Origin of the sequence: Arthrobacter sp. TS-15 (assembly GCF_006964045.1) — a bacterium.
In the GTDB taxonomy this organism is placed as follows: Bacteria; Actinomycetota; Actinomycetes; order Actinomycetales; family Micrococcaceae; genus Arthrobacter.
Map to the genome: position 1 here is coordinate 22894 of NZ_SDXQ01000060.1, position 21139 is coordinate 44032.

The following is a 21139-nucleotide window of genomic DNA, read 5'->3' on the forward strand; positions in this document are numbered from 1 at the left end:
CGACAGCCCACGTCGCTGCCCCCGGCGCATCGACTAAGGAAACTGTTATGTCACAACGCGTACTTATCACCGCCGGAGCCAATGGAATCGGCCTGGCCACCGCCAAGGCCTTCGCTGCCGCCGGCGCCCGGGTTCATATCGCCGACATCAACGCCGACGCCGTCAGCGCTGTCACCGGCGAATTCGAGAACATCACGGGGTCGGTCACCGATGTCAGCAACCCCGATGCCGTCACCGCCCTGTTCGAAGACGTCAAGGCCGAACTCGGCGGACTGGACGTGCTGGTCAACAACGCCGGCATCGCCGGCCCCACCGCCCCCGTGGAGGACTACGCCCCTGCCGCGTTCGCCGCCGTCGTGGGCGTGAACCTGCAGGGCACCTTCAACGTCACCCAGCAGGCCATCCCGTTCCTGAAGGAATCCGACGCCGCGTCCATCGTGACCATGTCCTCCCTGGCCGGCCGCTTCGGCTACCCCAACCGCGTTGCGTACTCCACCACGAAGTGGGGCCTGGTCGGTTTCGCCAAAACCCTGGCCATGGAGCTGGGCCCGTTCGGCATCACCTCGAACACCATTCACCCGGGCGCCGTGGACGGCCCCCGCATCATGAGCGTCTTCGAAGGCCGCGCCTCCGTCTCCGGCCGCACCGTCCAGGAAGAAATCGACTCCGCGATGGCCAACCAGTCCGTGAAGAAGTTCATCAACCCGGACGACATCGCCGCCCTGATCCTGTTCCTCGCCGGCCCGCACGCCCGCACCATCTCAGGCCAGATGTTCCCCATCGACGCAGACTCCAAAGCCGCCGTCTAATGAGCACTCGATACATTGCAGCGCAGGCCCCCGCCACGGGCTTGCCCACTGCAGGGACACTGGCAGCGGACCGGCCAGCCGCCGGCCGCCCCGCCACCCTGTGGCGCGGACGGATCCTCCTCATCATCGGCATCGTCCTGCTTGGCATCACCCTGCGCCACGCAGTCACCGGACTCTCGCCCCTGCTGCCTGTCCTGCGTGACGAGCTCGCCCTCGGTGTCACGGGCGCCAGCCTGCTGGGGATGTTGCCCACGCTGAGCTTCGGCGTCGCCGGTTTCCTAGCCCCCGTGCTGATCCGCTTCCGCGGACCGGAGCTGACGGCAGCCCTGGCCATGCTGCTGGCAGCCGCCGGCACCTTCGGCCGTGCCCTGACCGACAACGTCCCGCTGTTCTTTGTGCTCAGCGTTGTGGCCCTGTTCGGCATGGGCTTCGGCAACGTCGTGGGCGCGCCCCTGGTCAAGAAATACTTCCCGGACCGCCAGGCGGTCATGCTCACCGTCTTCGCGCTGCTGATGCAGGCCGGTGCAACCCTGCCCGCCATGACCGCCGTGCCGTTGAACAATGCGGCCGGCTGGCGGGTATCAATTGCGGCCTGGTCTGTTCTCTCTCTTGCCGCCGCTCTGCCTTGGATCATCCAGCTGGTCCGGCTGCGCAGGACCGCCACCGCCGCAGGCACGGCGGGGACTCCCGCACGCACCGCGGCATCCGGTCCGCGGCTGGGCCTGGCCCAGCTGGTCACAAGCCGCATCGCTGTGGGCACCGCGTTGTTCTACGCCATGGCCTCGCTGAACACCTACGGGATGCTGGCCTGGCTCCCTACCATTCTCAAGGACGGCGGCCTGGACCTGAACGCCGCCGGTGCCGCGTTCTCCATCTTCACCTTTATGACCCTGCCGATGGCCTTCGTCGTGCCGATCCTGGCGACCAGGCTCAAGCGCGTTTTCCCGCTGGCGGCAGTTCTCAGCCTCGTTGCGCCCATTGGCTACCTCGGCCTGATCTTTGCACCCGGCACGCCCCTGCTCTGGGCCCTGATCATGGGCTTGGGCGGCGGCGCCTTCCCGCTGGCCATCACTATGTTCAACCGCCGCACCCGCACAGCCGCCGGCTCAGCGGCCCTCGCAGGATTCGCCATGGGCGTCGGCTACCTCTTCGGCACCCTCGGACCACTGCTGGGCGGTGCTATGTTCTCGGCGACCGGCGGGTGGACCGCCGGGCTGATCGTCTTCGCCCTCACCGGCGTGCTCATGCTGGCTGGCGGCTGGATGATGACCCCCCGCGACCGTTTCCTCGAAGACAAATTCGGCACCGCCATGGCGACGGGGAAGCAATGACACCGACCGGCGACTATATCGATACCGTCCAGGACCAGTGGCGGCGCATCGATCCGGACATCAGCAGTGCTCCGGCGGCGATCGTCGGGCGGATCCGACGACTTGCCCACCTTATCCAGCTCCAAAGTGACCGCGTGCTTGCAGAATGCGGCATAACCCGCGCCGAATTCGATATCCTGGCGCTTTTGACCAGGACCGGACGGCCCATGACGCCGTCGGAACTGTCCAGCGACCTGATCACGTCGGCCGCCGGAACCACCAAGCGGATCAACAAACTTGTCGACTCCGGACTGGTCACCAGGGAGAGCAACCCCCAGGACGGGCGCGGTGCTTTCATCCGGATGACCAGCACGGGCAGGGACCTGATCCTTCCCGTCCTCCGGTCCGTCTCAGACTACGAGGAGAGCGTCACCGCTTTCTTCTCTCGACCGGAACGGGAAGAGCTGGCAAAGGTCCTCCGCAGTTTGCTCCTCCACTTGGAAGCCACGGACTCGTAGCAACGATGCTGGGATGAGTGTGTCTAACACGTAAATGTGGTCGTCAGGCTGGAGCTGGTGACGGTCACCGCATATCCGAGCTGTTCGAGCTGGTGGAGTGTGCGGTTCTTGGCTTTGACGGGATCAACAAGCGTCGCGTTCAGAGCTATCGATGCCGATCGCCCGGTCCGTGGATGATGTCCATGTTCCTCCCAAATTCTCTCTGATGTTGGTAGAGGCGCCCGTCATGGGGAGAAGGCGCCCGTCATGGGGAGAACAGGAAGATAGATCTGGAATCTAACACTCGTGCTCTCAGCAACAGTCCACGGTTCCCGTGAAGGTCCTCCGAGCCACGCTTAGCAGCGGGCCAAACTCGGCACCATTGGCACATCGGCTTCATCCACGACAGGCAATCCCGCCATGCGCTCGGACCGCCGCGGAACCAGAAGTCAAAGCAGTCCGGTCATTTTCGGTCCCCACGGCGCCGCGCCGCGAGCAGCCTAACGGGGTCGAAGCCGACGCTGCCACCATCCTCTTCAACCTGCCCGACTACCATGTTGTCTCCGCCACCGCCACTGGCGGCCCCCGGGAGGTCATCAGAGAAACCAACCAGCCACCGGGCTGCGCCGATGAATTCTGCTCGTCAGTCCACGGGGTCCACTTCATGCCAGCCCACCCAGGCGGACGAGGTCAATGTGACGGTGGGGGCCGCCAGCTCGGCCTCCCACAGGGCCAGGTCCTGCTTGCGGGAGATGTGGAACAGCAGTCCCAGTTGATGTGCCAGAAAAATCATGGGGTCTTTCCCTTCCAAGCGGAGTTCAGCAGCCGTTCCAGGTCCGCAGCGACGGTGCTGCGGGGATTCGACGGCGGAACGTGGGGCATTATGAGTTTCGCGGCTTCGGGTATTTGCTCTTCGCTGAATCCGAGTCGGGCGAGGCTGCGTGGGGCGTCAAGTGTCTTGTACAGGCTGGCCAGGCCGGCGAGGGCGTCGGCGCTGCCCAGTGCGGCGGCGATGCGTGCTTCCACTGCCGGTGCTGCGGCCACGTTGAACGCGGTGACTTGGGGAAGCATCACGGCATGCGTTTGGGCGTGCGGAAGGTTGTAACGACCACCTAGGACGTGACAGATCTTGTGGTGCATCCCTGCCCCGGCAGACGCGAACGCAGTTGCCGCGAGGTACGCGCCACTTAGCACCTGTTCCCGGCCTGCGACATCGAAGGGGTGAGCCTTCACGAATGGCAGTCCCGCGGCAATCAGACGGATGGCTTCAGTGGCCAGTGCCGTGTTCACGGGATGGGCGCGGGGCGCCCACAGGGAATCGATACAGTGCGCCAGCGCATTTAAGCCGGAGGCCACCGACAGTGGCACGGGCAGCGAAAGCGTCAGGCCGACGTCGTAAATCACCGACACCGGCAGGACACGCTCGTCCACGCCCGTGGTTTTCTGCGTCTTACCCGAGGACCCGTCCGTGATGCCCCAGACGTTGGTGGCTTCGGAACCGGCGTAACCGGTGGGTACCGCGATGATGGGAAGCCCGGTTGTTAGGGCGATTGCCTTCGCCAGGCCGATGGCGGAACCCCCGCCGACGGCGACCAGGAGGTCGGCGTTGTGGTCAGCCGCTGCCGTGCGGGCCGCATCCGCCACCGTGGCCGGAACATGCTCGATGACCTCGTGATAGCGCAAGGCGACCTTGATGCCGTCAGTGATGGTTTCTGCCATGGCGCTGTTCCTGCGGCTGGAAATCACCATTGCATTTCTGGCTTTGAGCCGTGCAGCTTCGGCGGCAAGGTCCGCGGTTGCGTTGCCGTTGCCGAAGAGCACCCGCTGACGGGGAGCTACATGCTCGAACTGCAACGTCATAGCCCCTCCAGGGGTGCCGGTGTTGTGTCATGGACTGGATGATTTTTGGGTTCGCTGACGAGTGAGCTGCAGGTACGGCCCGGAAGGCCGTGCCGTACCTGCAACCTTTTCGCGGCTCGGGACTAGTGACGCTTCAAGAAGAGGCTGACGTCGTCGTTGTTGATGAGGTCAGGTACGGTCCAGCCGTCCAGGTCGTATTCGGACATGCACAGGTCCGCGAAGCCCTTCATGGAGTCTGTGGTGCCTTGGGCCTGCGCGGCGAAGAGGATCTCGGCCTTCACGTTCTCGTGGTTGCCGGAGTAGTTCCGCTCGTAGAGTTCATGCCGGCCGCCGAACTCGGTGCCGATCGAGTCCCAGAGCAGCTTCATCAGCTTCACCCGGTCCACGGCTTCAACGCCGTCGGAGCCGCGGACGTATTTGTCAAGGTACGGCCGGATTTCCGGTGTTTTGAAGTCCAGGGCCGAGGAGTTCAAGTAGATCAGGCCGGACGCGACGTCCTGTTCGATGATTTCCTTGATCCGCGGGTACCCGATGGACATGAACATCCGGTAGGACAGGCCGTAGTCGAGCTTGGGCAGCACGGTGCCGTTCGGGCCGGCGTCGGGATTCAGGGTCATGCCGTCGATTAGCGCGTTGAACATGTTCCGCCAGCCCAGGACCTCCCCCACGCGGGTCTGGACGCCGCGGAAGTCCTGCGTCCCGGCGACTTCCAGGGCCTTCATCAGCAGCCCGGCGATGAAGTCCAACTTGGTGGCGAGGCGGATCACGCCCTGGAAGGTGAAGCGGTTGATGAAGCCGGTCTGCGGGAAGAAGTTGTTGATCTTCTCCACGTCGCCGTAGGCGAAGACGTTCTCCCACGGGATCAGGACCTTGTCGAAGACGAACACGGAGTCGTTCTCGTCCATCCGGCTCGAGAGCGGGTAATCGAACGGGGTCCCCATCACCGCCGCCTGGTGGGCGTAGGAGGCCCGGCTGATCAGCTTCACCCCGGGCGCGTCCATCGGCACCGTGCAGATGAGGGCGAATTCCTTGCGCTTGATCGGCAGGCCGTAGTGGGCGATGAAGTTGTAGTTCGTGATCGCCGAACCGGTAGCCACAACTTTCGCGCCGGAGACGATCAGACCGGAGTCGGTTTCCTTCTCGACCTTCATGAACACGTCGCCGACCTGGTCCGGCGGGAGGTGGCGGTCCACCGGCGGGTTGATGATCGCGTGGTTCCAGTACAGGACCTTCTCCTGGGATTCCTTGTACCAGCGCTTGGCGTTCTCCTGGAACGGCTCGTAGAAGTCGGGCATGCCGCCGAGGGTGCCCAGGAACGCGGCCTTGTAGTCGGGTGAGCGGCCCAGCCAGCCGTAGCTCATCCGCGCCCAGGTCTCAATCGCGACGCGGTCCTGCTTCAGGTCCTCCACGCTGTGCGGTGTACGGAAGAAGGACATCGTCTTGCCGCCGGAGCCCGTGTCGGTGGGGACCATCAGCTTGTCCTGCAGTTCGGGCTTGTGCATCCCGTCGTAAAGCCTGGCGGCCATCCGGATCGAGTTCCGGAATGCCGGGTGGGTGGTGACGTCCTTGACACGTTCCCCGTAGATCCACACCTCCCGGTCGTCTTTGAGCGAGTTGATGTACTCGTCCCCCGTCATCGGCATCTTTCGGTTGGCGGGTGTGGTCCTTTCGTCCATCGTGGGAGCGGTGGTGGGTGCTGTGTCATCCAGGATCTCGGTCATGATGATTCCTTTCGGTAAGAATTGTGGGGTTTAGATGCTTTTGAAGGCTTTGAAGGAATCCGCTCCGGAGAACCAGCCGGATTCCAGTGAGTCACCGCTGTGGTGCCAGTGGCTCGAGCCGGTCAGGGGCCCGATTTCGCGGAATTTCCCGCCAAAGAACAGCAGCGGTTCGCGGTCTGTCACCTCGAGTTTTTGGACTTCGCCGATGACGATGATGTGGTCGCCGCCGTCGTAGATCGCCCAGGGCGTGCATTCCAAAGTTGCCTTGTTTTCCAGCAGGACCGGAACGTTTCCGTCGAGGGTCCAGGCCGGCTCGTAGGACAGCGGTTTGCCGGCGAAGTGCCAGGCAACGTCCAACTGGTCCTGGGACAGGATGTTGATGGCGAAGGGGGCCCCATCAAGGTACTGCGCGGCCCGCGAGGTGCGGGTGAGCGTCACCTGCGCCAGCGGCGGGTCCAGGGACACGGCGGTGAAGGCGTTGACCGTGGCGCCGTGCGGGACGCCGTCGTCAGACCGGCAGGTTACAACGGTGACGCCGGTGGCGAACTGTCCGAAGGCGTTCCGCAGCTGACGCGGGTCGACGGGGGCGGCGACTGCTTCCTGAGTCATTTTTCTCACTCCTCCGGGTCCAGGACGAAGTTGTAGGTGACTTCGCGCCCGGCGCCGTCGGCGCGGCTGGTCGGGGCCAGCACCAGTTCGGGCTTCACGGCCGAGGCGATGTCGTCCGCCACGTGTTCGTCACCTTCGAAGTACAGCTGGGTGGTGATGAGCTGATGCCCCGGCGCCGAGACTTTGAGGTGCAGGTGTGCCGGGCGCCACGCGTGCCAGCCGGCGGCGGCGATGAGCTGTCCGCAGGCACCGTCCGTGGGGATCTGGTACGGCGCGGGCTGCATGGTGTTGATCTGGAAGTTGCCGTCCTGGTCCGCCACCACAGTGCCGCGGAGGTTCCATTCCGGCAGGCCGGGCGCGAACTGCGAGTAGAAGCCGAGATCGTCTGCATGCCAGATTTCGATCTTGGCGCCGGGAAGGGCCTGGCCGGCAACATCGGTAACTTGCCCCTGGAAGAGGAGCGGGGTGCCGGGCTCGTCGTCGCGCATCTGCAGTGTCGCCGGGGAGTGCTGCTCGGGCGAGTCCGGAAGGTAGTACGGTCCTTCGATGGTTCCCTTGGAACCGTGTCGGCTCGCATTGGCTACCTCCTCGACTGAGTGCTCAACCCAGACGTCAAGGAACAGCGGCCACTCGCCGTCTTCGCCGACCTTAATGAGCCAGGCCTTCAGGGCGTTGTATTCGTCGTAGCTGACCTCTTCTTCCAACACTGTGTCGTTGATGGCTTTGATAACGCGGCCGGCAATCCTGCTGACGCGTTCCTGGCTGGTGGCCGCGGCGAAGTGCTTGTTCTCGCGGAACCTGGCAGTGGCCCCTGCACCTGAAGCGGCGGCGGTTGCCTGGGTTTCTACTGTCATGATGACTCCTTTGTCTTTGGGCTTCGTGCTGTGCGTGCGCGGACTTCGTGATTCTCGGTTTCACTTTGTGCCTCGCACCAGTTGGGCAGTCGGTCGTCAGCGGCCCAGACCGGCGGGGGCGAGAACGGCTTCGGCTTCCTCTGCGAAGTGGCCGGAATCGTTCTTATCAGTGCTCAGGATTTCGGAGAGCACGGCAGAGAGCGCCGCTTCCGGATCTTGAACCATGGCGTGGGCGCGCCAGCCGATGTGTTTGTCCGGGCGGACCAGGATGACGCCGTCCTCTTCTATTTCGCGCTGGCGGAGCCAATCTCCGTATAGGTCCTGGACCTCCCGGCCTTCACCGATCACCACTGCCTTGAGCTCGACGCCCAAGCGATCGGCAACTCTGACTGCTGCTTCTGCCCATGCTTCACCGGTGATCCCGGTGAAAATGGTGAAACCGGTGCCCTTGGCAATGTCGTGGGTCGAGTACTTGGACTTTGTGTTTCCCAGCCAGGCGTGTGGCAGCCGGAGGCCAGGGAATGTGGATTTCTGGTGATGCAACAGCTCGTCCTCTGTCAGCGCCGGCCGCTCCCCGCCGTCGGTGACTACAGCCGTTGACTCATAGAACTGGCCGATCTCCGTGCCCTGTGCGTTGAACTCGTAGTCTTTCGCGTCGAGGGCAGCTCGCAGTGCCGTGCGGCGTGCGGCACCCTCGGGCGAGTTTTCCTTGCGCAGCTGGAGTTTTTCGGTGAATTCCTGATCCGTGGTGGCGTCCGTGACCCCGAGGGCGTCAAAGATCGGCTTGTAATCGCGGCTGGACTGGTTGGCCCGGTTTACGATCTGCTTAGCCACGGGGGCGCGTTCGGTGGAGTAGGTTTCCAGCAGTTCGGGACCGGCCTGGCCCTTGATGACGGCGGCGAGCTTCCAGGCCAGGTTGTAGGAATCCTGGATGGAGGTGTTGGAGCCGAGTCCGTGGCTCGGCGGGTGCTTGTGGATGGCGTCTCCAGCGCAGAAGACGCGGCCCTTCTGCAGGTGGGCGGCCCATTGTTCGTTGTTGCCCCACAGTGAGTAGCCCAGGATTTCGACGTCAAGGTCAGCGACGCCCACCAGGTTTCGGATGATGCGGATTGCTTCGTCCTTGTCCAGGACCGGCGGCTCGCCGTTGATGTCGAAGCCCCAGCAGATCAGCCACTCGTTCCAGGGGCGGACCATGCGGATCAGGCCGGCGCCGAGGCCGCCGATGTTCGAGCCCGGGTTGAACACCCAGTACAGGACTGACGGGCGGTGCTGCACGAGGTGGGTCAGGTCCGCCTTGAACGTGATGTTCATGGAACCACCGATGTCCATCAGCCCCTCCATGGGAAGCTCGATGTCGGCGGCCACCTTGGAGCGCGCACCATCTGCGCCAATGAGGTACTTCGCCCGGATCGTGTATTCGTGTCCGGTGAGACGGTTCAGCACCTGCACGCTGACGCCGTCGGCATCCTGAGTGTGGGACAGGTATTCAGTGGAAAACTGGACCTGTGTGCCGCGCATCGCCGCGTTCTTGACCATGATCGGTTCCAGCAGTGTCTGCGGAATATCGCACGGCATGGAAGGCGACGCGAGTTCGTAGTCGGCCCGCCGATCGGGACGCGTGCCCCAGGTAGGGCGGCGGCCAATCTCCTCGCCGGCGAGGGATTCACAATAGACCGTGTCACCCATGAGTTCGTGCGGTGTTGCCTCGGCCAGGACCTGGTCTTCGATGCCGGCGTCGCGCAGCACTTCCATGGTGCGCTGGTTGGTGATGTGGGCACGCGGCGTGTTCGCAGTCCAGCGGTACTTGGTGATCATGATGTTCGCGATGCCCTGGTTGGAAAGGAACAGGGATGCTGAGCTGCCGGCGGGGCCCGAGCCCACAATCAGCACGTCGGTAGTGACGATGCCGGTACCTTCCGGGCGGGCAGTGGCGGTGATTCCGTCATTGAAAACTGGCATGACAACCTCCATTGGTTGTGGTTGGACACTTTGGCCGGCGCCGGGCTTTGCGGTGGTGATGCAGCCGGACCGCGCCTTCCCAAGAAGTGTTGCAGATCACTATCGCCCGTGGGCTTGGTCGGCGCTGATGCGTCCGGCGGGTGCTAAAAAGCGTCGGCGCAGTACTAAAACGCTCTCGTTCCAGCTTCCGGGCTACTCCAGCGGTATGCCTGCCCTGGCTGCCTTGCGCGTCTGTAGTGGCGTGGCGTTGAATCGCTCTTTATAGGCACGTGCGAAGTAGTTCTGCGACAGAAAACCGACCCTCGCGGCGATCTCGCCAATGCTCAAGCCGTCCGCAGTCGGCGAAGCCAGAAGCTCCTGGCCGCGGTCCAGCCGCAGCCCCAGGACATATCGTCCCGGCGTGAGGCCCGCAGCCGCGAAGGCCCGCCCTAGCTGCCGCTCACTGATGCCAACGGCGGCAGCCACCTCCGCCGTCGAAAGTTCCGGATCGTTGTGATGCCGTTCTATGTATCCTTTGGCGGCTGCCAGATAACCGGCGTCACTGCCGGCGCTGCCGCCTGAAGCGATCGAGCGGAATAGTTCAAGGACGGTGTCCTCGGCGTCGTCCGTCGTCTGCTCGGCCGCCAGCGCTGCCCGGATCCGCCGGGCGAGCTCCTGCCCATAAGGGCCCGCGCCCGGTCCGAAATCGAACCGCACTGGGCGGTTGAGGGCAGTCCCCCCGGACAGCTCCAGGAATAGCGACCGGGGAACGGTGAGGACAAGTTCCTGAAGCCCTTCCGCGAAGCCGCGCATGAACGGCAGGTCTGCGTCGTACATGATGGCTTGGCCCGGTTTGAGGGACTCGTGGCCGCCGCGGTGGTAAAAGAACGCATCGCCTGCCAGGGCGAAGAAAATCGCCACCATATCGGTGGGGTTCTGCCGGATGAACGATTCCGAACGCTCCACAATCTGGGCAGTACCGTGCACGTGGGCAAGACGCAGGGACGGGAACTGGAGATTCACTTCAGCCGCCTGCAGCGGGGACTCGTCGAGGGTTCGGATATCGAGCGAAATCAAGGCCTTGGCGTTATGGCCCTCCCACAGCTGGACACGGTTGACGGGCGCGATGCCCTGCGTGGTGAACCGAAAGGCGCGAGGCTGGGCGGGCAGATCATTCTGCTGACTGGCCATAATCCGTCAATTCTAGTCTGTCCTAGCCGTCGTCCCCTGCTCGCCCGCGCAGGAAGAACTCCCAAAACGCCGTTGCCACAAACTTGGAAAAACCCTGCCGGCCAATGAGAAATTACGCCGCACGAGCCGCAGTAACACTCGTTTCGCATGTGCCATCCCAAAGCTAAGCCTGACCTGCGAAACATGGCAAAGCGCATATGGACGGTTCTCTCATCTGTTTGAACTCGTCCTACTTAATTGCCGATAGCCGGGCCTTTCGTCAGGCTGAGCTGGGGGAGGGGGCGCCGGCGGCATCTTGCCTGATTCCGGCTGGTTAGCGGGGCTTGTAGACGTCGGACCGGTGTTCGATGCGGTGGACGTACAGGATGTGCGCTTCGGTGTCGAGGGTGAACAGGACCCTGTAGTCGCCGCGACGTGCGGTGCGCAGGCCGAGCAGTTCGTTCGTCAGCGGTCTGCTCAGCCGATAAGGGTTGTCGGCCAGGACGCCGGTGACGAATTCGACGATCGCTGCTGCCGCCTTCTCCGGCAGCCGGCGGAAACCCTTCAGGGCCAGACTCGTGCCTTCGACCTTCCATGCAGCCGTGTCGTCGGATTCTGTGCCGGTCACCGCGGCGGCAGTCCGAATTCGCGGCGGAGGTCAGCACCGCTGGTCGTGTTGCCTTCGGCGATGTCGCGCCTGGCCTGGTCCAGGTCTTCACGAATACCTGGCTGCGAAAGCCAATGGATTGTTTCCTGCAGGGATTCCAGGTCGGCGGCCGACATCAGCACGGCTGACGGATGACCGTGCCGGGTGATCTGGATGATCTCGTGTGTCTTGTCGGCTTCCTCCACCAAGGCGGAAAGCTTGTCCTTGGCTTCGCTGAGCGGTACGGTTCTCATGGTCTGATTCTAGCCAAAACTACGGCTAATGCGTAGCCCGACTTTTAGCCGATAATGGATATTCTGTCATGTCCCCGTTGTATGATCGGCTTCTCCGACGAGCTGCGCAGGCGGGGCGTCAATCTCGGTGTCTTGAACCTCGAAGGCGGCAACGTCGACACCGGCACTCCGATGGGCAGCATAGTGTTCACCGCCATGGCCGCGTTGGCGTAGATGGAGCTGGCGATCAAGCAGGAACGGATCAACGACAACCTGAGGAAACAGCGTGCCGCCGGCAAGGACCTGGGCCGCCGATGGCAACAGACAGCGGAGAACAGGCCACGCGAGTAGCCAAAGACCTGGGAATGTCGTGCGCCACCCCGTACGGGGCGCATTCATGAACTGTCATGAAACCAAGACAGAGTCGCCGACTTTCGAGGCGATTGCCTCGTAGGCAGCGGTGGCGATGGCTAGATCTTGCCAGGGCATGCCGGTGGTCTTTAGCACGGCGGGTCGCCCATGTTGGATGCGCTTATGGCCGGACACGATGTCCGCCAGTGTGATGAGGCAATCCGGGCCTTCGATCGCGCCAGACTCCATCGCCTGGATGATGTCGCCTGCTTCGAGCTGTGAAGTGCGCAGTGATTCGACGCAGATGCTCGCGTGTGCCATGAGGGCGTCATCGAGTTCGCGTCGTGCCGGTTCATGTGAGCCTATGGCGATGACGACTGCGGTGTCTTTTACCTGTGAACCGTCAAAGAGTGGCTCGGCTGAGCCGGTGCAACAGATGATCAGATCGGCATTCGCGACCTCGTCGGTGCTGCAGACCTTGGACTTTAGCCCGAGTCCGGCTGCGCGGGCAGACAATGACTTTGCAGCACCTGGGTTCCGCCCTACGATGCCGACACGGTTCAGTGTTAGTACGGTGCTGAAGGCCTTGACGTGTTCCCAGGCTTGTGGTCCGGTACCGAAAATCAGGAGATTCTTGGGCCCTGGTGAGGTCAGTCGTAAGGCGCCTAAGGCAGATACGGCGGGAGTGCGAAGATTTGTCAGTGCCGTACCATCAAGGACCGCCAGCGGGCGCTGGTCCGGGCCGCCGAAAAGTGCGTAGAGACCTTGAATCACGGGCAGGTTGGAGGATGCATTTTCGGGGCTTATGGTGAGCAGCTTCGTTCCTGTGTAGTTTCCCGAGGTGGAGGGCATCTGTAGGAAAAGTCCCCGGCCGGTCTTTAGTGTCGAACGCAGGCCATCACGTTCAGGATCAAAGCCTGCCAAGAGGAAACTCTCGAGCAATTTGACGGCATCCGGGAAAGGGACAGCCCTTTGGATGTCACAGCTGCTGATAAAAACCGGAGCAGGAAAGGATGAAGACTGGGGATTCATTGGCGTTCCTGGTTCTATTTTTGTTCGCAAGCTCTGGCTGGCGTTGTGGAGGCTTCGATGACGGCGTGTGCGCCGCCATCGAAGCCTTTCCGGTTTACAGCGATTTGCTGCTCCCTGTAGATGCTCCGACGTTCGTGGGATCTGCCACCGGCGTCGGCGTTAGCGGAGCCCTGCCCGGGCAGTTCTTGCCGGGGACATGGCGTTGTTGCCTTAAGCGAAGCTGGGTCGGGAGGGGCTGCTTATGAGGCCGTCGACGCGAAGTTCATCGATCTCGGCGGATGAGTAGCCGAGCTCGGCCAGGATTTCCTCCGAGTGTTGTCCGAGCAGTGGTGCGGGGGAGTACTCCCTGCTGCCTGCGGCGGACAGGCGGATCGGGTTGTCGATGACTTTGATGGGTCCGGCGGTTGGGTGGTCCACTGTCCGGATGATGTCGTTGTTTATGACCTGGGGGTGGGCCAGTACTTCGTCGTAGTCCAGCACCGGTGCGCAGAGGACGCTGCGGGCGCTGAGTTTCTGGACGGCTTCGTCGGTGGTGAACCTGCTCAGTTCGTGGTCCAGAATCGACCACAGGGCTTCCCTGTTTTCCATCTGGAGTTCCGAGGTGGCAAATTGGGGTCGGGTGGTGAGGTTATCGATGCCCAGAGCATCACATACTGCTTCGAGGGGGTCCGGACGGAAGAGGCCGACGATGTTGACCCATCCGTCGGAGGTTTTGAATGAGCCGACGAGGTTGTCCCTTTCCCAGTTGATCTCGAAGCGCCTCATCATCCACTGGGTGTATTCGTTCATTTGGGCGAACAGCGCGGTGTCAGGCAGACGGAACGCTAAGGAAGAGAGCTGTTGTGGGCCGTTGGAGGGAAAAACGCGCTTCAGCCCACGCAGGTGTGCCGTTGCTTATAGGCTTCCCTAGTTTTGAGGGACGGCACACATTCCCGCACCTTTTCGTCTCGGACGCCGCAAGTTGGTCGACCATCTGCCGCCTGACACTGGCCGGAATTGCCCCGCACCAAGCCAGGGCCCCGGGCCGACCAAACCACCAACGACCTCGGAGCCGAGACCGAGGCCCAAGAAGCTATCGGTCGACCGATACACCGCCCGAGGGGTGTTCGACGTCCAACACCCCGTCCCGCCATCTCCCTGAGCATGGTCTCGGCGGAGAGCAGTGGGAGTGCGAGCCTAAGATCCTCCAGGTGAAGTTTCGCTGAAGCGACCTTCGTTCGGACGATTAGCCCCCCAGCTCTTGCCGTGGAGCCATCAGATGGCACATCCAGCATCTCCGCCGGAACCTGACTCGGCGTACCACTCCCACGAACCATTCTTCAGTCTGCGCCCTCCCATGGCACCGAACATGAACGGGGTGATGCCAGTGGGATCGCCTCCAGCAGCGACGAACTCGGCCCTCTTCTTCCTGGCGTACCGGAAGTGGGAAGGGAAGAACACCGCAGCTCCCATCCCAGCACCGAGAATGAAGCAGAGGATTGAGATCACCCCTACTGGACCGTCGCCTTGCCAACTCAGCCAGGCATAGAGAACGGCGGTGCCGATACTGAACCCGGCAATCACAAACGTCGCCTGAAAGATCGCAGCATTGCGTAGGACCCGATTGGTGTACCGGGCATTTACATTGGTTCGTTGATCGTCTGGAATCCTCAAACTCGTGGTTTGCTGGTCTGCCGTCAGGGACATGGTTGGCCTCTCGTGGTCAACGGCTGAGTAGGTGCAGGAATGAGATTCAGGAGTCGGGCCCGCCTGACAACAGGACGAACACCGCCGCGAGAATCATGAGGGCAATGTTCAGGCCATTGCCGATAAAAACAATCCAGCCACAGATCCGCCCGAAGGGAGCCCGCACACCCAGGGCCTCGGCCTTGCCGGTATTCCTGATCGCCAGAGGCCCAAAGATCACGCCAAAGAAGAAAATTCCGATGATGGCAAACATCGTCGCCCTGGACCTGAATGCGGCCCCCTCCAAATCAGGGAAGAAAAACGGCCCATCCTCCTGCCCGTCGTCAGGGTCCTGGGCTGCGTAAGGCTGCAAGGCAAGGGGCTGCTGGTTGAATACGGGCTGGGACATGGGGCATGCCTCTCGGTTCGGGGTCGTTCGGTGGAAAGAATGGGTCGCAACCTGTCCAGCCAACGGGGGTCGCCGTAGTACTCGCCGAAACTCGGGCGGATATTGCTGGGGTAGGCTTCTGAGCTGCTGCGCCCCGGGGAACGCGAGGCCGCAGAACGTCGAGGCTTGGAGGAACCCCAGCGCCGGTCACTGGCCCGCAAGGTCCGCGCGTGCGCCACGGCGACGCAGGACGAGGCCGAGTTCGTGCGCCGCTTCCGGCGCACCGGGGCCATGATCAAGCCGCGCTATGCGGCCGGCCGGGAAGACGTGGTGGCGGGCTATTCGGTGGCCGAGCGTCCGCCCAGGGGCGTGCGCCCAGTCTGGTTCGGCGGGGGCCACCTGGCCAAGGACCTGACCCTGCCGCGACTGCGCGGAGCATGGGCGGACAGCCCCGAGCTGGCCGGCGAGGCGGTGGCCGAGTGGGGCGCGGCCGCGCGCGGCCGCCGGCCCGTGAACGCGGGCCGGGAAGCGCACGAACCGGACCCCGCAGCAGTGGGAGCAGTACAGCGACGAGGTCGCCCGGCTGCGCGAGACTCTGCGCAGCGTCCCGATGGACGACGATTATGCAACCTGGGCGCCCCGTTGCACGCGAGACGAGCGGGGCTTTCGCGGCCTGGTCAACGGCGACGGAATCGACCCCCGGCCCGCTGGCTGCGGCGGCCGACGATCTGTCCAAGACGGCGCAGCTGCGCCGCTACCCGGTGCGCCCGATCCGCAGTGTCGGGCCGTCCGCTCGCGGGGCATCCCTGGTCCTCATGACGGCTGCCATGGGCGGCACCGGAACTGCTGCCTAGCTAGGCGATCATGCTGCGCCAGCTGGTGGTTGCCCCGTCCAAGACCGACCGTGAGCGTGTGATCCCAATGACCGCCGACTTGTTCCATGTCATCGCGACGATTATCCGCCGCCTCACCCGGAACCGCCGCAGCGTGCCGTTGGCGACGCGCTTTGATACGAACGGATCACGACCGAACCTCAGCCGTTCCTGTTCCAGCGCACGATCGGCCAGCGCACCGAGGTCATCACTCCCGGGGCGCTGCGCGCAGAACTGGCCAAGCTCAGCGATGGCTTGGCAGTTGAGCACCCTGAACTGGCTGGCTGCCGGTTCACTCCGCACGACTTCCGCCGCCTCATGTTCGCCACCGACCTCGTCTACCATGGCCTGCCGATCCACATCGGCGCCGCACTCCTCGGGCATCTGGACGTGCAGACCACCCACGGCTACGTCACTGTGTTCCAGGAAGACGTTATCCGCCACTACCAGACCCACCTCGCTGGGCGCCGGGCGGCCCGGGCCGCCCGGGAATACCGGACCCCGACCGCCAAGGAATGGGCCGAATTCGAGGAACATTTCGACAAGCGCAAAGTGGAACTGGGTAACTGCGGGCGATCCTACGCCACCCCGTGCGAGCACGAACATGCCTGCATCCGCTGCCCCCTGCTACAGGTGGACCCTGGCATGATCGGCCGTCTCGACGAGATCAATACCGACCTCCTGGCCCGACGCGAGCTCGCCGAAACCAAGGGCTGGCTCGGCGAGCTCGAAGGCATCGACCTCACCCTCCGGTTCCTCCAGGACAAGCGGGCCGACGCACAAAAATTGACTTGGCGAGACCCGACAAACATCGGATTCCCCACTATCCGCACTTGAGAAGGCCCCCAAAATACCGCAACCGGAGAAGTTACGGCCCGTTCCCGGTCTTTTCTCAGGAGCGTCTAACTCATAGGTGAGAAGAGTTTCTCAGCGCTCACGGCCCCCACGATTCGTCAGTGGCGCTAGTTGAACTGGAGCGAAGAGGATAGCGAGGCATCCAGGCGGGGGTCGACGAGGTTCGGGACGCCTCCGAAGGAGGCAAGGGTCCGGGCGGTCTCCACGAACTCGCGTGCCAGCTCGTCATTGACGTCGGTGCGCCATGCAATCGACAGCGGAGAGGGCGGGACGTCTCTGACCGGGATGAAAGACAGCCCGGGACGGTCATAGAAACGCTGCGTGGAGGCCTGAGTGAACGCAATGCCTCGCTCGCCCATGATGGCTTCGAAACATTCATCGACGGTGGCTACCTGAGTGCCCAGACGGACCGGCTGCCCGCCGCGGGCCTGGGTCGCGAGCCAGAAATCCCTCCACTTATCCGGAGCCTTGCGGGCGACAAAGGGCTCATCAACGACCTGTTCCACCGAGACCTCGGACAGCCCGGCAAAGCGGGAACTGCTGGCAACCACGAGGACCCGCGGCTCGATGAACAGTGTTTCCATGGCGAGCCAGTCAGCCGCCGGCAGAGGCGGCCGCACAAATGCCACGTCGGCGCTTCCGTCGGCAAGCCCTGCGGTGGGGTCGGCGAAATCGAAAGACCTCATCTGGACGTGGATTTCCGGATGGTTGTTCTTGAACGCGGCGAGGATCCGCGGCGTCAGTTCAGCAGCAGCGTTGGCCTGGAAACCGACAATCAGGGTGCCCCGCACACCGCTGGCGGCCTCCCTGGTCAAGGAAACGGCGCGTTGCGCGGCGGATAAGAGGCGCTTGGCTTCGCTCAGCAGGACATCGCCGGCGCCTGTCAGCACTACACTGCGGCTGGTCCGGATCAGCAGGGGGGTTCCCAGCGAGTGTTCAAGCTTCCGTATTTGGACGCTGAGGGACGGCTGCGCGATGTGAAGCCGGGCGGCGGCTCGACCGAAGTGCAGTTCTTCCGCAACGGCGACGAAGTACTGCAGGACGCGCAGGTCTAGCTGTGGCTGCTGCATCTTTCAACTGTAAACTCCGCCCCAAACCGGGGTCCAATAGTTTGAGACTATCGGTGGATAGGGGGCCGGTATTGGACCGTTCGGGGCCGTGGGGGCTGCAATGGAAGCAGCGAAAGGTTGCCACCGGAGACAGCCGCCACGGCACTCCAGGAACCCCGCTTCGAGGCTCGGACAGAGAAGTCCGACCCTCCGCGAGTCCAATGAGAGGAACAACGAAATGACGGTCGCAACACGTGCCCCTTCTGTAGAAGCCTGGGTTCAGAGCTTCACCGAGGCCAACAACCAGGACCCGGAAATCCAGGCCCACGGAAAGTACTTCACCTGCTCCTACCTGCTGGACATGGAGGCGCACACCTTTGTTGTCCGGGTGGTTTCCGGCACCATCGCCCAGATTTCCGTGGACCCGGGTCCCATCGACGTGCCCTACCAGTTCGCCATCCGGGCCAGCGCCCACACCTGGGGTGAATTCGGCAAGCCCGTCCCGGCTCCCATGTACCACGGCATTTGGGCCGCCACTTTCCAGCGCGACATGAAGCTGGAGGGCGACGTCCTGGTCCTGATGCAGAACCTGCGCTGCATCACCCGCCAGATCGAACTGCTGCGCTCCACCGGCGCACCCGTCTAGACCATAGGAGTTCCTGACATGAGCAAAATTTCCCCCGTCACCGGGCACTACGTCACCGTCGATGTGGATGGCCTCGAATACAAGGTCTTCTACTTGGAGAACGGCCAGGGCCAGCCCCTGGTCTGCCAGCACACCGCCGGAGCCCACAACCACCAATGGCGAGGCCTGTTGGAGGACCCGGAGATCACCGCCAACTACCGCGTCATCGCCTACGACCTCCCCCGTCACGGCAAATCAGACCCGCCGGAAAACACCCAGTGGTGGACCGAAGAGTACCAGCTCAGCGCGGACCACTACGCTAACTTCATCGTCGCCCTCGTCGATGCGCTGGAACTGGTTGACCCTATCTTCATGGGATCCTCCTTCGGCGGCAACGTGGCACTGCAGCTCGCCCACCGCTTCCCGGAGAGGTTCGACGCCGTCATCCCCGTTGAGGGGGCGGACCACTCACCGGGCTTCTACCTTGACTGGTGGCAGCACCCCCACGCCAACGCCGCTCAGGTCTGCGGCAGCGGCGTCTGGGACCTCATGGCCCCGCAATCACCGGAGGCGGACCGCTGGAAAACCTGGTTCTACTACACACAGGGTTCCGAGGCGTTCAAGGGTGACCTGTACTTCTACTCCGTGGACCACGATCTGCGCGGCAAGCTGGGCGAAATCCAGACGGACAAATGCGCGGTGGTCCTGATGACCGGCGAGTACGACTACCTCACCACCCCTGAAGACGGAGCCCGCACCGCCAGCCAGATCCCGGATGCCGAGTTCATCGAGATGAAAGCCATCGGACACTTCCCGATGAGCGAGAACTACCCGGTTTTCAAGGGATACCTCGTACAAGCTCTGGACATGATCCGCACCAAGAGCAGCGTCCGAGCCTAGCCGATTCTCACCTAAGGCGTCGGTGCCGACCTAAGAGGGTCGGCACCGACTCCACCACCTCGATGGTGAAAAGTACACCAGAAGATTTGACGTCCTCATGCCCTGTTCCTGGCACCCGGACCGCATCAAAACTGCTGAAAGTCGTGCCATGCGCCGGCACGACTTCCTTCAAAACCCTTGGAGATCGAACGATGTCAATAACTGCCCAGCATGAGAGCGCCCTGCTGGCCTCTGTTCCGACCGGCCTGCTGATCAACGGGCAGTGGCGTCCGGCCGCGTCCGGTAAGACGTTCGACGTCGAGGACCCTGCGACGGGCAAGGTGCTGCTGAGCATCGCTGACGCAGGTGCCGAGGACGGCATGGCGGCCCTGGACGCTGCCGCGGCCGCGCAGGATTCCTGGGCGAAGGTCCCGCCGCGGGAACGCGGGGAGATCCTGCGCCGCGCCTTCGACCTGGTCACCGAGCGGGCCGAGGACTTCGCCCTGCTGATGACCCTGGAGATGGGCAAGCCGCTGGCCGAGGCCCGCGGCGAGGTCACCTATGGTGCGGAGTTCCTGCGCTGGTTCTCCGAGGAAGCAGTCCGCGCGTTCGGCCGCTACTCGGTCTCCCCGGACGGCAAGTCCCGGCTGCTGGTGACCAAGAAGCCGGTGGGCCCCTGCCTGCTGATCACGCCGTGGAACTTCCCGCTCGCGATGGCCACCCGCAAGGTCGCCCCGGCCGTGGCCGCCGGCTGCACCATGGTGCTCAAGTCCGCGAACCTGACCCCGCTGACCTCCCAGCTGTTCGCCGCCGTCATGCAGGAGGCCGGCCTGCCCGCCGGCGTCCTGAACCTGATCCCGACCTCCACCGCCGGCGCCACCACGGGCCCGCTGATCAAGGACTCCCGGCTGCGCAAGCTCTCCTTCACCGGCTCCACCGAGGTCGGCCGCCGCCTGCTCGCCGACGCCTCCGGGACGGTGCTGCGGACCTCGATGGAGCTCGGCGGCAACGCCCCGTTCGTGGTGTTCGAGGACGCCGACGTCGACGCCGCCGTCGCCGGGGCCACGATCGCGAAGCTGCGGAACATGGGCGAGGCCTGCACCGCGGCCAACCGGTTCATCGTGCATGAATCCGTTGCCGAGGAGTTCGCGGCGAAGTTCGCCGCGAAGATGGCGGAGATGACCACCGCCCGCGGCACCGAGCCGGGGTCCAAGGTGGGCCCGCTGATCGATGCCAAGAGCCGGGACAAGGTCCACGAGCTCGTCTCCGACGCCGTGTCCGCCGGTGCCGTCGCGGTGATCGGCGGCGCCGCCGTCGAGGGCCCCGGGTACTTCTACCAGCCCACCATCCTCACCGGCGTCACGGAGGGGACCCGGATCCTGTCCGAGGAGATTTTCGGCCCCGTCGCCCCGATCATCACCTTCGCCTCCGAGGACGAGGCCGTGCGGCTGGCGAACAACACCGAATACGGCCTGGTGGCCTACGTCTTCACCAGGGACCTCAACCGCGGCATCCGGATGGGCGAGCGGCTCGAGACCGGCATGCTGGGCCTGAACGCCGGCGTCATCTCCAACGCCGCGGCGCCCTTCGGCGGCATCAAGCAGTCCGGCCTCGGACGCGAAGGCGGCCTCGAGGGCATCGAGGAATACCTCTACACCCAGTACATCGGCATCGCCGACCCCTACGCAGGCTAATCTCCGGGCAGCCAGCCTACAACACCCCAGCCGCAAGGGCTCTCCCGTCCTCGCAACATGGGAGGCCCCTTGTTGTGAGCAC

24 protein-coding genes are annotated in these 21139 nt (G+C 63.7%); 9 read left to right on the top strand and 15 right to left on the bottom strand.

Annotated elements, in window-relative coordinates:
• The first annotated feature begins 47 nt into the window (after positions 1 to 47).
• The 3 genes from EU811_RS21180 to EU811_RS21190 are packed head-to-tail and all read left to right on the top strand — an operon-like array spanning position 48 to position 2637.
• Positions 48 to 809: an SDR family oxidoreductase gene (locus tag EU811_RS21180; RefSeq protein ID WP_142940252.1), complete on the top strand. Its 762-nt coding sequence runs from the start codon at positions 48 to 50 to the stop codon at positions 807 to 809.
• On the top strand, positions 809 to 2140 hold the full coding sequence (locus EU811_RS21185) for an MFS transporter (protein WP_142940253.1): 1332 nt from the start codon (positions 809 to 811) through the stop codon (positions 2138 to 2140). Before EU811_RS21180 ends, EU811_RS21185 begins: the two co-directional genes overlap by 1 nt.
• Complete coding sequence (locus tag EU811_RS21190) at positions 2137 to 2637, top strand: MarR family winged helix-turn-helix transcriptional regulator (protein ID WP_142940254.1); 501 nt, start codon at positions 2137 to 2139, stop codon at positions 2635 to 2637. Before EU811_RS21185 ends, EU811_RS21190 begins: the two co-directional genes overlap by 4 nt.
• Positions 2638 to 3259: 622 nt before the next feature.
• On the opposite strand, the gene EU811_RS23610 is transcribed toward EU811_RS21190, so the two are convergent.
• The 9 genes from EU811_RS23610 to EU811_RS21230 form a co-directional block, all read right to left on the bottom strand.
• Positions 3260 to 3409: a hypothetical protein gene (locus EU811_RS23610; protein ID WP_160147676.1), complete on the bottom strand. Its 150-nt coding sequence runs from the start codon at positions 3407 to 3409 to the stop codon at positions 3260 to 3262.
• Positions 3406 to 4476: a maleylacetate reductase gene (locus EU811_RS21195; RefSeq protein WP_142940255.1), complete on the bottom strand. Its 1071-nt coding sequence runs from the start codon at positions 4474 to 4476 to the stop codon at positions 3406 to 3408. Before EU811_RS21195 ends, EU811_RS23610 begins: the two co-directional genes overlap by 4 nt.
• Positions 4477 to 4598: 122 nt before the next feature.
• On the bottom strand, positions 4599 to 6197 hold the full coding sequence (locus tag EU811_RS21200) for a 4-hydroxyphenylacetate 3-hydroxylase family protein (RefSeq protein ID WP_142940256.1): 1599 nt from the start codon (positions 6195 to 6197) through the stop codon (positions 4599 to 4601).
• A 30-nt stretch (positions 6198 to 6227) separates the two neighbouring features.
• Positions 6228 to 6806, bottom strand: a complete 579-nt coding sequence (locus EU811_RS21205) for a flavin reductase family protein (protein WP_142940257.1) — start codon at positions 6804 to 6806, stop codon at positions 6228 to 6230.
• Between the two features lie 5 nt (positions 6807 to 6811).
• Entirely contained in the window at positions 6812 to 7660 is an 849-nt protein-coding gene (gene catA, locus EU811_RS21210; protein ID WP_142940258.1) for a catechol 1,2-dioxygenase, read from the bottom strand.
• Positions 7661 to 7756: 96 nt separating this feature from the next.
• Complete coding sequence (locus tag EU811_RS21215) at positions 7757 to 9619, bottom strand: FAD-dependent oxidoreductase (RefSeq protein WP_142940259.1); 1863 nt, start codon at positions 9617 to 9619, stop codon at positions 7757 to 7759.
• Between the two features lie 192 nt (positions 9620 to 9811).
• Entirely contained in the window at positions 9812 to 10789 is a 978-nt protein-coding gene (locus EU811_RS21220) for an AraC family transcriptional regulator (protein WP_142940260.1), read from the bottom strand.
• A gap of 313 nt (positions 10790 to 11102) precedes the next feature.
• Positions 11103 to 11396: a type II toxin-antitoxin system RelE family toxin gene (locus EU811_RS21225; protein WP_142940261.1), complete on the bottom strand. Its 294-nt coding sequence runs from the start codon at positions 11394 to 11396 to the stop codon at positions 11103 to 11105.
• Entirely contained in the window at positions 11393 to 11668 is a 276-nt protein-coding gene (locus tag EU811_RS21230; RefSeq protein ID WP_142940262.1) for a type II toxin-antitoxin system Phd/YefM family antitoxin, read from the bottom strand. Before EU811_RS21230 ends, EU811_RS21225 begins: the two co-directional genes overlap by 4 nt.
• 81 nt (positions 11669 to 11749) lie before the next feature.
• On the opposite strand from EU811_RS21230, the gene EU811_RS24670 reads away from it, so the two are divergent.
• On the top strand, positions 11750 to 11881 hold the full coding sequence (locus tag EU811_RS24670) for a hypothetical protein (protein WP_342211724.1): 132 nt from the start codon (positions 11750 to 11752) through the stop codon (positions 11879 to 11881).
• Positions 11882 to 12052: 171 nt separating this feature from the next.
• On the opposite strand, the gene EU811_RS21240 is transcribed toward EU811_RS24670, so the two are convergent.
• From EU811_RS21240 to EU811_RS21255, 4 genes are all read right to left on the bottom strand, one after another.
• On the bottom strand, positions 12053 to 12922 hold the full coding sequence (locus EU811_RS21240; protein WP_160147677.1) for an ornithine cyclodeaminase family protein: 870 nt from the start codon (positions 12920 to 12922) through the stop codon (positions 12053 to 12055).
• Between the two features lie 318 nt (positions 12923 to 13240).
• Positions 13241 to 13912: a CoA transferase gene (locus tag EU811_RS21245; RefSeq protein WP_342211725.1), complete on the bottom strand. Its 672-nt coding sequence runs from the start codon at positions 13910 to 13912 to the stop codon at positions 13241 to 13243.
• 372 nt (positions 13913 to 14284) lie between these two features.
• Positions 14285 to 14716, bottom strand: coding sequence for a LapA family protein (locus EU811_RS21250; protein ID WP_142940265.1), 432 nt, complete (start codon positions 14714 to 14716; stop codon positions 14285 to 14287).
• A 46-nt stretch (positions 14717 to 14762) separates the two neighbouring features.
• Entirely contained in the window at positions 14763 to 15104 is a 342-nt protein-coding gene (locus tag EU811_RS21255; protein ID WP_238703500.1) for a hypothetical protein, read from the bottom strand.
• Positions 15105 to 15706: 602 nt separating this feature from the next.
• Here EU811_RS21255 and EU811_RS24400 point away from each other — a divergent pair.
• A complete protein-coding gene (locus tag EU811_RS24400) occupies positions 15707 to 15937 on the top strand; it encodes a hypothetical protein (RefSeq protein ID WP_238703501.1) in 231 nt (76 codons plus the stop codon).
• Here the strand turns inward: EU811_RS24400 and EU811_RS24405 are convergent, their stop codons facing one another.
• On the bottom strand, positions 15938 to 16225 hold the full coding sequence (locus EU811_RS24405; protein WP_238703502.1) for a hypothetical protein: 288 nt from the start codon (positions 16223 to 16225) through the stop codon (positions 15938 to 15940).
• Here EU811_RS24405 and EU811_RS21265 point away from each other — a divergent pair.
• Positions 16211 to 16792, top strand: a complete 582-nt coding sequence (locus EU811_RS21265; RefSeq protein ID WP_238703503.1) for a tyrosine-type recombinase/integrase — start codon at positions 16211 to 16213, stop codon at positions 16790 to 16792. The genes EU811_RS24405 and EU811_RS21265 overlap by 15 nt on opposite strands.
• A gap of 125 nt (positions 16793 to 16917) precedes the next feature.
• Here EU811_RS21265 and EU811_RS21270 read toward each other — a convergent pair whose 3' ends face one another.
• Complete coding sequence (locus EU811_RS21270; protein WP_142940266.1) at positions 16918 to 17880, bottom strand: LysR family transcriptional regulator; 963 nt, start codon at positions 17878 to 17880, stop codon at positions 16918 to 16920.
• Positions 17881 to 18097: 217 nt separating this feature from the next.
• Between EU811_RS21270 and EU811_RS21275 the strand changes: the two genes are divergently transcribed.
• The 3 genes from EU811_RS21275 to EU811_RS21285 all read left to right on the top strand — a co-directional run bounded on the left by EU811_RS21275 (position 18098) and on the right by EU811_RS21285 (position 21057).
• A complete protein-coding gene (locus EU811_RS21275) occupies positions 18098 to 18505 on the top strand; it encodes a hypothetical protein (RefSeq protein ID WP_142940267.1) in 408 nt (135 codons plus the stop codon).
• An 18-nt stretch (positions 18506 to 18523) separates the two neighbouring features.
• On the top strand, positions 18524 to 19384 hold the full coding sequence (locus EU811_RS21280) for an alpha/beta fold hydrolase (RefSeq protein WP_142940268.1): 861 nt from the start codon (positions 18524 to 18526) through the stop codon (positions 19382 to 19384).
• Positions 19385 to 19575: 191 nt separating this feature from the next.
• The gene (locus EU811_RS21285) at positions 19576 to 21057 is read left to right on the top strand and encodes an NAD-dependent succinate-semialdehyde dehydrogenase (protein ID WP_142940284.1); all 1482 of its coding nucleotides are present in this window, start codon (positions 19576 to 19578) and stop codon (positions 21055 to 21057) included.
• Positions 21058 to 21139: the final 82 nt, after the last annotated feature.

Excerpts from the sequence above, each read along its gene's own strand:
- EU811_RS21180 (WP_142940252.1), top strand. The coding sequence starts at position 48 with ATGTCACAACGCGTACTTATCACCGCCGGAGCCAATGGAATCGGCCTG.
- EU811_RS21185 (WP_142940253.1), top strand. The coding sequence starts at position 809 with ATGAGCACTCGATACATTGCAGCGCAGGCCCCCGCCACGGGCTTGCCC.
- EU811_RS21190 (WP_142940254.1), top strand. The coding sequence starts at position 2,137 with ATGACACCGACCGGCGACTATATCGATACCGTCCAGGACCAGTGGCGG.
- EU811_RS23610 (WP_160147676.1), bottom strand. The coding sequence starts at position 3,409 with ATGATTTTTCTGGCACATCAACTGGGACTGCTGTTCCACATCTCCCGC.
- EU811_RS21195 (WP_142940255.1), bottom strand. The coding sequence starts at position 4,476 with ATGACGTTGCAGTTCGAGCATGTAGCTCCCCGTCAGCGGGTGCTCTTC.
- EU811_RS21200 (WP_142940256.1), bottom strand. The coding sequence starts at position 6,197 with ATGACCGAGATCCTGGATGACACAGCACCCACCACCGCTCCCACGATG.
- EU811_RS21205 (WP_142940257.1), bottom strand. The coding sequence starts at position 6,806 with ATGACTCAGGAAGCAGTCGCCGCCCCCGTCGACCCGCGTCAGCTGCGG.
- catA (WP_142940258.1), bottom strand. The coding sequence starts at position 7,660 with ATGACAGTAGAAACCCAGGCAACCGCCGCCGCTTCAGGTGCAGGGGCC.
- EU811_RS21215 (WP_142940259.1), bottom strand. The coding sequence starts at position 9,619 with ATGCCAGTTTTCAATGACGGAATCACCGCCACTGCCCGCCCGGAAGGT.
- EU811_RS21220 (WP_142940260.1), bottom strand. The coding sequence starts at position 10,789 with ATGGCCAGTCAGCAGAATGATCTGCCCGCCCAGCCTCGCGCCTTTCGG.
- EU811_RS21230 (WP_142940262.1), bottom strand. The coding sequence starts at position 11,668 with ATGAGAACCGTACCGCTCAGCGAAGCCAAGGACAAGCTTTCCGCCTTG.
- EU811_RS24670 (WP_342211724.1), top strand. The coding sequence starts at position 11,750 with ATGATCGGCTTCTCCGACGAGCTGCGCAGGCGGGGCGTCAATCTCGGT.
- EU811_RS21250 (WP_142940265.1), bottom strand. The coding sequence starts at position 14,716 with ATGTCCCTGACGGCAGACCAGCAAACCACGAGTTTGAGGATTCCAGAC.
- EU811_RS21255 (WP_238703500.1), bottom strand. The coding sequence starts at position 15,104 with ATGTCCCAGCCCGTATTCAACCAGCAGCCCCTTGCCTTGCAGCCTTAC.
- EU811_RS24400 (WP_238703501.1), top strand. The coding sequence starts at position 15,707 with ATGCAACCTGGGCGCCCCGTTGCACGCGAGACGAGCGGGGCTTTCGCG.
- EU811_RS21270 (WP_142940266.1), bottom strand. The coding sequence starts at position 17,880 with ATGCAGCAGCCACAGCTAGACCTGCGCGTCCTGCAGTACTTCGTCGCC.
- EU811_RS21275 (WP_142940267.1), top strand. The coding sequence starts at position 18,098 with ATGACGGTCGCAACACGTGCCCCTTCTGTAGAAGCCTGGGTTCAGAGC.
- EU811_RS21280 (WP_142940268.1), top strand. The coding sequence starts at position 18,524 with ATGAGCAAAATTTCCCCCGTCACCGGGCACTACGTCACCGTCGATGTG.
- EU811_RS21285 (WP_142940284.1), top strand. The coding sequence starts at position 19,576 with ATGTCAATAACTGCCCAGCATGAGAGCGCCCTGCTGGCCTCTGTTCCG.